General features: G+C 59.4%; 6 protein-coding genes. All 6 read left to right on the top strand.

Annotated features, from left to right (window positions below; genetic code table 11):
- Positions 1–73 precede the first annotated feature (73 nt).
- The 6 genes from ACFQY0_RS02435 to ACFQY0_RS02410 all read left to right on the top strand — a co-directional run bounded on the left by ACFQY0_RS02435 (position 74) and on the right by ACFQY0_RS02410 (position 11,745).
- Entirely contained in the window at positions 74–3,652 is a 3,579-nt protein-coding gene (locus tag ACFQY0_RS02435) for a sulfatase-like hydrolase/transferase (RefSeq protein ID WP_379708720.1), read from the top strand.
- A 268-nt stretch (positions 3,653–3,920) separates the two neighbouring features.
- A complete protein-coding gene (locus tag ACFQY0_RS02430; protein WP_379708718.1) occupies positions 3,921–6,401 on the top strand; it encodes a sulfatase-like hydrolase/transferase in 2,481 nt (826 codons plus the stop codon).
- Positions 6,402–6,453: 52 nt separating this feature from the next.
- The gene (locus tag ACFQY0_RS02425; protein ID WP_379708716.1) at positions 6,454–8,913 is read left to right on the top strand and encodes a hypothetical protein; all 2,460 of its coding nucleotides are present in this window, start codon (positions 6,454–6,456) and stop codon (positions 8,911–8,913) included.
- Between the two features lie 245 nt (positions 8,914–9,158).
- The gene (locus tag ACFQY0_RS02420) at positions 9,159–9,899 is read left to right on the top strand and encodes a PEP-CTERM sorting domain-containing protein (RefSeq protein WP_379708714.1); all 741 of its coding nucleotides are present in this window, start codon (positions 9,159–9,161) and stop codon (positions 9,897–9,899) included.
- A 158-nt stretch (positions 9,900–10,057) separates the two neighbouring features.
- A complete protein-coding gene (locus ACFQY0_RS02415; protein ID WP_379708712.1) occupies positions 10,058–10,294 on the top strand; it encodes a hypothetical protein in 237 nt (78 codons plus the stop codon).
- Between the two features lie 185 nt (positions 10,295–10,479).
- Complete coding sequence (locus tag ACFQY0_RS02410; RefSeq protein WP_379708710.1) at positions 10,480–11,745, top strand: L-rhamnose isomerase; 1,266 nt, start codon at positions 10,480–10,482, stop codon at positions 11,743–11,745.
- The last annotated feature ends 8 nt before the right edge of the window (positions 11,746–11,753 follow it).

The following is an 11,753-nucleotide window of genomic DNA, read 5'->3' as shown; positions in this document are numbered from 1 at the left end:
AATCTCACCACCACTGGCGTGGCTTAGGCCGAAGCCACCGGACGACCAAACCAGTGTGAGAAAAAACCCACCCATGAAGTCCGTCAAAATCATCTATCCGGTAGTGCTTCTTTTACTCAGACTGCAAACCGCTCACGCAACAGACATCGCTCATGAAGACTTCGACTATCCTGCCGGAGCAGCTCTGAACTCACAGAACGGAGGTGCCGGGTGGAGCGGAGCCTGGGCGGCTCCCGCAGGAGTCACCGTGGCAAATCCAGCAGCCGATCTGACCTATCCCAACCTGCCGACCAACGGCAATTCCTTATCGAATCCGGTGGGAGGCAATGTGCAGGGAATCACGCGCGGGTGGAATGCATCTGGATTCACCGATGATGGGGATGAGGTCTGGTTTTCACTGATGGTCAACGCCACCCCAGGTGACTCGAATGGTGACGAATTCCGCTTTCAGCTTTTCCAAGGCGGCGGCGATGCTGTGATTCGCAACAATGGAAGCGACACCATGCTCGTGATCAATGAACTGGGTGGGGTCGAACTCTGGGGTATGTCCGGCACTTCCGCCAACGGCACCACAACCGTTTCCACCGGGGCCAACCACCTGATCGTCGGACAGTATGTCTTTTCCGATACGGCGGGTTCCGATGTGTGGAAGCTCTGGATCGATCCGGATGTCACCGTTGCTCTAGGCGGTGCAAATCTCACGGCCACCGGTGACATTAAGTATGACGGTGGTGCTGCTCTCGCCTCGGAGAACATGGACATGCGCTTTCTGCGCGCCGGCATGAAGGTCGATGAGCTGCGCATCGGAACGACAGCCGCCGATGTCGGAGTGCAGCCCCCCTCCCCGCCATCTCCGCGTCCCAACATCCTCTGGATTACCAGCGAGGACAATGGCCGCTTCCTCGGATGCTACGGCGACCCCGTCGCACGCACCCCCAACCTCGACACTCTCGCCTCCACCGGCGTTCGCTTCACCTCAGCCTTCTCAAATGGAGCCGTCTGTGCAGTGGCGCGCAACTGCTGGCTAACCGGCGTACCCTCGGTTGCACGGGGCAATACGCCCATGCGCAGTCGCTATCGGATCCCCCAGCAGTTCACCGCAGACTACTACCCGAAACGACTCAGCGCAGCGGGATACTACGTGACGAACGACAACAAGGATGATTTCAACATTGCCTTAAGCCAGGTGAATCCGGCGGAAGTCTGGAATGACATGGGCCCTAATGCGCACTATAAGAATCGCCCCACCGCCGACACCCCGTTCTTTTGCATCATCAACATTGGAACAACCCACGAAGGGCAGATCAGCAGCACGCAGAGCGCCTTTAACAATGGGGACGCCCTTCCCACGCAGTCCGCAATCAATGCAGTCCAGCCGCCCTATGAAATGAAGACGACCGCAAGTCTTTCCGACTGGCAACAGATGTATGCCGACTTGGAAGACATGGACGATGAGGTGGGCGCACTTGTCGCGGAATTGACAACAAGGGGCGTGGCGGACAACACCATTGTGGTCTACTGCTCTGATCACGGCGGTGTTCTTACCCGATCGAAGCGCTATCTGTATGATTCCGGCACGCGGGTTCCCATGATCGTATATGTGCCACCTGCCTTGCAGCATCTGGCTCCCGCAATCACCGGCACCGATGCGGACGGCGCCTATACCGACCGGCTGGTGGAGTTTCTCGACATGCCCTACACTTGGTTGACTTTGGCAGGAGTCACTCCTCCGGCAGAAATGACCGGCACAGCCTTTATGGGCGAAACGCCGGGTCCCGCACCCGCAACTGCCTTCCTCTTTATGGATCGCGCTGACGAAGCCATCAATTTGGTTAGAGGTGTCACCGACGGGCAGTACAAATACATCCGCAACTACAATCCGGATCGCCCGATCTTCAAGTTCAACGAATTCTCCCTCTCTCGACAGCCTGGCCAGGAAGGGCAGTGGCACGAATACGCCAAGGGAAACACCTCGCCGGAACATTCCGCACTGTTCGAGCAGCGCCCCTCCGAAGAGCTCTACGATACCAATGCCGACCCGCACGAAGTCAACAACCTCGCAGCCAATCCTGCCTACGCATCCACCTTGTCGTCGATGAGGAGCGCCCTTGACGGCCACATGCTCGCCAACCGTGATACGGGCCTCATCCCCGAACCGATGATGGAGGTCATCGACGGTTCCGGAAGCGATACGATCCATAGCTGGGCGCAGTCCAATGGCAATTTCCCCATCGCCACCATCCTGCCCCTCGCCAATGCCGCCAGCATGCGAAACCCTGCCAATCTTCCTCTATTTGTATCGGCGGTGCAGGATCCAAACGTCCTTATCCGCTACTGGGGCGCCATGGGTTTGCGCATGCTCGGAAGAAATGCGCGTCCGGCCATCGCCGCGGTGGAAACCGCCTTGGCAGATCCTGACCCGAACGTCCGCTTGGCCGCCGCCGTTGCCCTCGCCCGACTGGGCCAACGCGATCGCGCCTTAAACAACTACATCATTCCCGAACTGACGAACGGCGCCTCCCACTTGGAATTGGCGGCTCTCGATGCCATGACGCTGCTGAATGCGAATGAAGAATTCCTCGCATTACCGGCAGGTGATCGTCCAACCGGGGATGTTCAAACCCGGCTGGGCGAGCGCTTGCTTTTCGGCGGAAGCGCCTACAATCAGAAGCTGGTTCAATATACTGCTGATGATTTCTACCCCGGAGGGGAACTCTATCCCGATCATGATGGTGATGGAGTGGTGAGTTACACGGAATATCTGGCACATCGAAACCCCCACGACGCTTCAGACTACGGGTTTGAGTTTCAAACGAATGACAACTTTGAAGGCTGGACCGTCTCGGGAGTCACTGGTCAGCAAGTGAACGGAGGCAAGCTCTCCGGCACCAGTTCATCCGGCTCGGCATATCTTCAGAGAGCACAATTATTCTTCGGTTCCGGAGAATTCAGCCACCTGCTATTACGGATCAACGCCTCGGCAAACGGAACCTGCAAACTGCGGTGGATTACCGATCAGGATGGAACGTATGACATCACCAAGGAGGTGACGGCAACGTATACGAGCGCGGGCTCGGATCAGCTGATTTCCTTTGATTGCGCGGCTGATTCCGACTGGTCCGATTCAATCACCGGAATGCGGATCTACCCCTCCGACCTGTCGGGAGCCTCTTTCCAGCTGGAATGGGTGATTGCCTCCTCCGGGGATCAGGATGGCGACGGTCAGGCTGATGGTGCGGAGGGACTGAATGATCCCGATGGCGATGCCCTTGAGAATCTGCGCGACCCCGATTCCGATGGGAACGGTCTTCCGGATAACATCGAGGTGGAGAACGGCCTCGATCCGTATGTGCTGGAAGCCAACATCGATACCGATGGCGACGGCGTGCTGGATTTTGACGAGATGATTGCAGGCACTTCGATCTTTGACCCGTCGGAATTCTGGAAATTACAGATAAGGGATGAGCGCGAGAACAAAGTTCTCTCCTTCCCCACAGTGAGCGGCCGCTCGTACTTACTGGAAGTCTCCTATGACCTGGACACCTGGTTTCCCCTTGAGGATTTCCTAGCCGACACCTCGGAAACAACTGAGTTGACGGACCCCCTCCCTGCTCCGGGAGGCTCAGGCTTTTATCGAGCGCATGCGAAGTAACCAGTCAATCATGCGATCGTAGAGTGTTCCCCTGAAGAACTGGACAGTGAGTGAGGAACACGCGGAGCGACGGGATGGGCAATGACACCGTTATTCCTACCCGGCCTATGACCCGCCAGCGAATCACCCGCGCGGAGGAAACCTAAGAACCGCCCTTCTCGGGCGAGCTTGCAAGAAGGTGACACATCTTCGTGTGCCGTGACAGCACCCGACAATCGCCGAAGCTTCTGGGCGAAGGCTACGCCCACCAGCCCTAAGAACCCACCAAATGAAGCAAACCCTCCTTAGTCTCTCAGCTGCGCTTTGTTGCAACTGCGCTCTCCATGCGACACCCATCAGCTACAACGGCGATTACAACGAGGGGGCAGTCCTCGGCGTCGATCTTGATCTCGCCGATGACTGGTGGATGAACGGGCCGGACGAGCTTACCGATACCTTTGCAGAAAAAATTGATAGCACCATCGCACTCACGGCGCAGGGCGGTGGCTCGGCACTCGCACAAAACCGGACCGCCCATACCTACACTTGGAGCGATGGAACCGGCACCGTGAACAACCCCAGCGCGCCGACGGCGCATGATCCGGATGACTATCGGCGGAGGGAGTATTCGATCGGTCTTCTCGGAGGAGCTCCCACCCTCGATCTCACGAAAGGCGCCTACTACAGCGTGGATACCACGGTCGGAAGCACGGAGATAAGGCATATGACCGTCTATGGCATGGCACGCCGGAACGACGAAATCTACTGCGAGGCCATCCTGCAGGACGGTACGAAAACCACCACCCGCGCTTCTCTTTCCCCGGTGCTGCTCGGCACACAGGCCAACGATTCCTCTCCAGTCTCCTTCAGCTTCTCGCTGGAGGTCCAGGCCGAGGCCGAGGACGACATCCTGAGCTTCACCATCGCCTCATACAGCGCGGCGGCATCCACCGACCGCTCGCTCGCCATCGATGCCGTCACGGTGGGACCTCCTCCCCTTCCCCCGGAGCCCAAGGTTCCGAATACCACCATTCCCAACGTCATCATCATCTTCACCGATGACCACGGCTACACCGACCTCGGAATCCACGGCGTCGACACCAATGTCCAAACACCCGCCATGGACCTGCTGGCGGCAGGCGGTGCCCTCATGCGGCACGGCTATTGCACGGCCCCCCAGTGCGTTCCATCCCGCGCTGGACTGATGTCAGGACGCATTCAAAATACCTTCGGCACTCGGCAGAATGGACCCATCTGGGGAGCCAACCCGATGCCTCTGGATATCCCCACCATCGCCGAGAGAATCAGCGCCCTCGGAACCTACCAAACCGGCATGATCGGAAAGTGGCATCTGGAACCGCACAATGAGGCCGTTGAAGGCACGGACTTCCCCGGGACCCGATCCGCCTACAATCCGGAGAATCGCGGCTTTCAGGAACACTGGCGGAACTCCATCAGCCCCTATGTCGCCAATTTCGACCTCGCGGGCAACACCGTCGACCCGGTGCAATCCATCGCGGACTCGCGCAACCGCGTGATCGTCCAGGGCGAGGCCGCCGAGGCCTTCATCGAGCGCAACTGCGACCAGCCCTTCTTCCTCTACCTCTCCCTCTACGGCCCACATCTGCCGCGCATGAGCACCAACGACCCCTACTACACCAACTTCCCGGTGCTGAACTATCCCCACTACTCGGCGGAGATGAACGACATCCGCCGCCTCGGTCTCGGACTCGTCCTCGCCATCGACGACGCCGTCGCGGGTGTCATGCAGAAGCTGCGTGAACTGGGTATCGAGGAAAACACCCTGATCCTGTTCTCAGGCGACAATGGTGCCCAACCGAAGTTCTTCAACGGCATGCCCGGCAGCGGCACCCTCGGCGCCTGGACCGGCAACGAGAACCTCCCCCTGCGTGGCGAGAAAGGCTCGCTCTGGGAAGGCGGCATCAAGGTGCCCATGTTCGCCTATTGGAAAGGGACGATCCCCCCGGGACAGGTGATCGATGAACCAGTCTGGACCCTCGATTTCACCGCCACCGCCCTCAAGCTGGCAGGCGGCACCATTCCGCCCGAGTTCGACGGCGTCGATATCCTCCCCCGTCTGAAGGGAGACGAAGCGCTGCTCACCCGACCCCAGCCGATGTTCTGGGACTGGGGCAGTGAAATCGCCATCCGGGACGGCGAGTGGAAGTACTATCGCAATGGATCGCTCGAAGCGCTCTTCAACCTCGCGCGCGATCCGATGGAACTCTACGACGTGAAGGCGGATCACCCCACCAAGTTCGCGGCTCTGAAAGCGGAGATGATGGCCTGGTACAATGCGTTGCCGGCAGAAGGTCAATCCCCGCTCAACGGCGACGGCATCGATTTCTATGTCACCGGCAACCCCTCCACGGAAACGGACGCCCGCTACGTGCTCCCCTTCACCGACGGAGCTCCTGCTGCCTACCCCGCCCCGCTGCAATACGGCACCCCGACCTACAACGGAGATGGCGACCCATTCACCGACTGGGAAGAACTGTTGGCTGGTTCCGACCCGGGCAACCCCTCCGACTTCTTCCAAATCGAGTCAGGAGCCCTGCTCAGCGACGGATCCTATGCGGTAGAATTCCGAACGCTCATCGGCCGACGCTACACCCTCTGGCATTCCGATGACCTGAAGGACTGGGACCCCGTCGACACCACCGGCACGGTGTCGACCGCCGAGCCTGCCTCGCTGATCCACCCCAACAGCAGTTCACCGTCCTTCTACCGCTTGGAGGTCACCGACTAAAGCACCCGTCGACATTCTCCAGGCCTTTCAGCGGTCCGGGCCATCCATTCTCATGAAGATGATCTCTCTAGGACGCGCGATCCTGCCAAGCTTTACGCTACTCCTAATTCTACCTTCCTCCGGCGCAAACTACACTTACCGTGGTGCCGGCTCCGATCCCAACGACTGGCTCGACGGCGCCAACTGGGGCGGCGGCGGGGGTGCCGCCGATTGGCCGACCTCGGAGGACAATGCCTTGTTCCAGTCGGCTCAAGGCATGAGCATCTCTCAGGCGGTTCCGGTGCATGGCCAGTTACAGGTTGGTCGCGGTATCGCCAACGAAGTGAGCATCGTCTCCGGAGGGGTGGTAACAAATACCAACCAAACCATCGTCGGCATCCAGAACAATGGTGAAGGAAGCTTGCTCGTCGACGGCGGCTCACTGGTCACGAAAGCGCTTCGGCTCAACGTGTTCGGCAGCGGATCCGTGCTGAGCCAGAACAGCATCGTCCGGCTGACGGGCGGATCGATCCATGTGGACGCCAGCTTCGGCGGCGACAACGCTGGCGACCTCGACTTGGGTCTGGATGAGTCCGCCACCGTGGAGGTGTCAGGCGGTTCGCTGCTCGTGGATAACAATCTCGATTTCACCGCTGGCACCCTGAAGATCCAGGGGACGGCCGGCACGATCGACATCGGCAACAGCCTCAACCTGGAAAACGAGGCGGGCATTTCATACATCACCAACACCGCCGGGGAAATCACCACCATCACGGCCGATTCCTTCAACTCGTCAGGAACACCCATCATCACGGTCGACGCCAGCCTGGCGGCACCGGAGACGATTCAGAATCTCGTCCTCATCGATCTCGGCAATGATACTTTCTCGGAAGCTGAACTCGCGGCACTATCTAGCAACCTGACACTGGTCAACATCCCGACCGGCTCGCTGTCCCTGAATGCCACGGGCGACCAGCTTCTCTTTACGAACGCTCCACCGCCTCCACCTTCCACCATCGTTTCCAGCGAAGTGATCGGGGAGACGATCCGGCTGGTGATTGATGCCAAGGATCCGCTCGAGGACCTGATGCTGCTCCGCAGTGAGGACCTGAGCGCCGACAGCTGGACTCTAACACCGTTCTCATTGAGCAGTAGCGGCCCGTTTCTTCAGACCAACCTCTCCGCCGCCCTCCCGAATAACGGCTACTACGAGATCTACGTTCCGATCATCGGCGAAAAGAGTTTCTTCACCCTCGACTCTACCCCACAGTCCAGTTGGTTCACCGTCGTCGCGAACTCGGACGAATCGGCGGTCACCCACCGACTCGTCTCGGGAGCCATGACGGTCGGAGTCTCCGAGCTTGGGGGTGGTTTCATCAACGAGATCTCCCTACCCGGTATCGGGGACATCATGGGGCCTCAGGCGGACCGCTTCGGTCGCGGTGGCCAGTCGGCGATGCGCGACCGCCTGCACAACCTGGTCTACAACCCGACCCAAGCCGGCTACAGCGACCCGGCGGGCACCATCTGCCGCGTCGTCCCCTCAGCTGACGGCAAGACCCTGGTCGTGGCACCACGTCCCGCCACCCTCTACAATGGCGACGGTCAGTATGACTTCAACCAGTGGGAAAACCTCGTGGCGGACGCCTACAAGGACGACGGAGGCTTTTCGGACGAGGATGGCATCAACGAGACTACCTTGGACGGCCAGCAAGCAACGGAGCTCACCAGCGAATTCGACTACTACGGAACCTACGAGGACATTCTCGGCACCACCGGCACATCCTATCTCGGCACGTGCGAGATCACCATTCCCGCCGTCCGCCACTACTTCGAATACCGCTACGTCCGCGACCCGGGCCACGCCCTCAGCCAGTTCGGCCCCGGAACCTCCGAGTACAAGCCTAACAACGGCACGGTCACCGACTTTTCCGTCGCTCAGCCTGCCGGCGTCCATGCATCGGGCCCCAACGACATGGGGGTGATGATCTACTCAATATCAGTCCGGTATGACCGCGAGATCTGGGCGCCGCCCTACGTCGGCCTCGTGACCGGACCCGCCATCGGGGACATCAGGATGCTCGAGCGCCCGTCCGACGGAACCGGCCTGACCTTGAGGGACATCCACTACAACACTGTCCTCCAATCACGGATTCCCAATCCGGAGGATGTCCACGCCCCGGTGGCGGTTCCCCTCTTCATGATCGCGGAAAACGATGACATCGATGCTCCCGGCGCGCTAGGCCTCTACTACCCTCATAGTAGAACGAACCAATTCAGCGTGATTGGTGCCGACCGTCAGACCGGCGCGGTCATCTATGAAGACGACCGGCGACTGCAGGTCGACCTGCGCGACGTGTCACGCCGAATTCCATTGATGTCCCTGAGCGGATTCCGCGGCATCCACCTTGGGCTGATGAACCCGACCCGCCTCCCGTCCACCCAGTATGAGGCGATGCGTAGTGAGTTCTACATTCTTTACGGCTCACCTCGGGAGATTTTCGAGAATGCCAAACGCATTCATCCGTTTTGAACTCCTTCCCGCTCCAAAGGCATTCGGAAGCCCGCCCCTGAGCCTAGGTCCGGGCCGATCAGTGACACACAAACGTGTCTCATGACATCCATGTCTGCTTGTTTCACCATCCGACTCATTACTGCAGAAATGACTGCCTTTTTCTACTCCGAATCCCCTGTGTTTGTAGCCTTCTAGTTTTCCCAAAAACGGAGGATTCGAACCGTATTCTTAGCAAAATCCCAACAAATAACCCACCACAGCAAATGAAGATAACTCGCCTCCTCTCAACGGCTTCCTTCGCTACCATTCTCACGGCTTTCTGCCTTACCTCGGTCAACGCCGCGCTCTTCGTCGAGGAATTTGACGGCACCTTCAACTACGAAGCCGACGGCGACGGAGTTGCCGGTGATTGGGTCGACTTCAACGGTGGCACCCGAATCATTGGTGCCACTGTCGGTTCCACCGCCTTCACCGAAGGCTACACCACCGCAGCAGGCGCGAACAACGAGTCGGTTCTTCAAGGTGTCGTCAACCACGGCGATCCTCAGGTCCGCACGAACGGGAGCTTCTCGACAAATTGGGCCACCATTAACCTCGCCGACATCACCACGATCACGCTGCGTCTGAGAATCGACATGAATAAGGATGGCCTGTTTAACGACGCCCTTGCTGCCGGCAATTTCAATGTGTTTTGGGGATCCGCTGCATACGATACCCCTGGGGCGGCGAACCCGGCTGCTGGTAGCTACAACAACAGCCTTGGCGATCCGACCACCCTTGCAGCGGACGGAGCCGGCAATTTCTACCTGGCCACATGGAGCGGCCTGGATCTCGGCACTGGCACTCTGGAGTCCCTCCGCATCGACGTCCGCGATGGTGGCACAGCCGCCGAAAGGATCGGCACCCCCTTTGAACTCGACCGGCTTGAGGTCATCCCGGAACCATCCAGCGCCCTACTGCTGTTGACGGGAGCCGGCACAATGCTCCTTCGCCGACGCCGATAATCGAAGCTGCGTCGATCATTCCAGGTTTTTTGATAGGGGGGCTTGCGTGAAATCTCGCATGCCCCCCTTCTATATTTTTTCTCCGTCGTTCAGTTCGGGCGTCCATGCATCGGGCCCGAACGACATGGGGGTGATGATCTATTCCATATCGGTCCGCTATGACCGCGAGATCTGGGCGCCTCCCTGTCGGCCTCGTGACCATCGATGCTCCCGGCGCGCGAGGCCTCTACTACCCTCATAGTAGGACGAATCGGTTCAGAGTGATTGATGCCGACCAGACGACCGGCGCGGTCATCTATGAAGACGACTGGCGGCTGAAGGTCGACTTGTGCGACGTGTCGCACCGAATTCCATTGATGTCCCTGAGCAGCTTCAGGGGCATCCATCCGTTCTGAGCGGTTCTCGTCAGAGGTGGTGACGCACATTCGTGTCTCAAGACAAGACCAGAAAATCATCAACACTCCCCGTATAGAGCTCTTCATTTAGGTCTTCTGGTTGAGTAGTCCTAAAGTGACTCAGTAGGATTTAGGGGGATGTATGCAGGCGAACCCTCCGATTCCGAAGTCGAAATCTGATCCCCATGTCCAATCCCACACTTAATCCACCGTCCACGATGTACCCCGAAGCCCGCGATGCCTACGCTGCTTGGGGAGTCAACACTGAGGCCGCCCTCGAGCGACTGGCCACCATCCCCATTTCGATCCATTGCTGGCAGGGTGACGACGTCGGCGGCTTCGAAAACACCGACGGCGACCTCGGATCGGGACTCGCGGTCACCGGCAACCACCCCGGCAAGGCCCGCACCCCGGATGAACTGCGCCAGGATCTGGAACAGGCCCTCGACCTGATCCCCGGCAGCCATCGCCTCAATCTCCACGCCATCTACCTCGAATCCGACACGCCTGTCGAACGCGACGCCATCGAGCCCAGGCATTTCCAAGGCTGGATCGACTGGTGCAAGGACCAACACATCGGGCTCGACTTCAATCCCTCCTGCTTCTCCCACCCGCTCGCCGACAACGGCCTGACCCTGTCCTCTCCCGACGAGGGAATCCGTCGATTCTGGATCGACCACTGCAAGGCATCCCGCGTCATTGCCGACGAGATGGGAAAGCAGATCGGTTCAAAAGCCGTGACCAACATCTGGGTTCCCGATGGCTACAAGGATGTCCCCGCCGACCGCATGGCTCCGCGCGAGCGACTCAAGGCCTCGCTCGACGAGATTCTCGCCACCCCCACCCCTAACAACATCGATGCGGTCGAGTCCAAGCTCTTCGGCATCGGTTCGGAAGCCTTTGTCACCGGCTCCCACGAGTTCTACATGGGCTATGCCATCGAAAAGCAGATCGCCCTCTGTCTCGACGCCGGACATTTCCATCCGACCGAGATGATCTCGGAAAAGATCTCGGCCTGCCTCCTTTACGTTCCGGAACTTCTGCTCCACGTCTCACGCGGCGTGCGTTGGGACTCCGATCACGTGGTCACCCTCAACGACGAACTACTCGCCATCACCCGCGAGATCGTCGCCAACAAGGTGGAGGATCGCGTCCACGTCGGACTCGACTTCTTCGATGCCTCCATCAACCGGGTCGCCGCCTGGACGATCGGTGTGCGCAACACGCTGAGGGGATTGCTCACCGGTCTACTTGAGCCCACCGAGGAACTTCGCGCCACCGAACTGGCCGGCGACTACACCACCCGCCTCGCCCTTCAGGAAGAAGCGAAGACCATGCCGATCGGCGCGGTCTGGGATGAGTTCTGCCGACGCCACGACACCCCGGTCGGCCGCGACTGGCTGAAGGATGTCCGGCGCTACGAAAAGGACGTCCTTTCAACCCGGGGCTGAAGCGCCCC

Origin of the sequence: Haloferula chungangensis, assembly GCF_042664875.1 — a bacterium.
GTDB lineage: Bacteria > Verrucomicrobiota > Verrucomicrobiia > Verrucomicrobiales > Akkermansiaceae > Haloferula > Haloferula chungangensis.
The sequence above is the reverse complement of the archived record's forward strand: the minus strand, read 5'-3'. Positions and strand labels throughout refer to the sequence as shown.

What these genes read in the sequence shown, in the direction of transcription:
- ACFQY0_RS02435 (WP_379708720.1), top strand. Translation starts at nt 74, where the DNA reads ATGAAGTCCGTCAAAATCATCTATCCGGTAGTGCTTCTTTTACTCAGA.
- ACFQY0_RS02430 (WP_379708718.1), top strand. Translation starts at nt 3,921, where the DNA reads ATGAAGCAAACCCTCCTTAGTCTCTCAGCTGCGCTTTGTTGCAACTGC.
- ACFQY0_RS02425 (WP_379708716.1), top strand. Translation starts at nt 6,454, where the DNA reads ATGAAGATGATCTCTCTAGGACGCGCGATCCTGCCAAGCTTTACGCTA.
- ACFQY0_RS02420 (WP_379708714.1), top strand. Translation starts at nt 9,159, where the DNA reads ATGAAGATAACTCGCCTCCTCTCAACGGCTTCCTTCGCTACCATTCTC.
- ACFQY0_RS02415 (WP_379708712.1), top strand. Translation starts at nt 10,058, where the DNA reads ATGACCGCGAGATCTGGGCGCCTCCCTGTCGGCCTCGTGACCATCGAT.
- ACFQY0_RS02410 (WP_379708710.1), top strand. Translation starts at nt 10,480, where the DNA reads ATGTCCAATCCCACACTTAATCCACCGTCCACGATGTACCCCGAAGCC.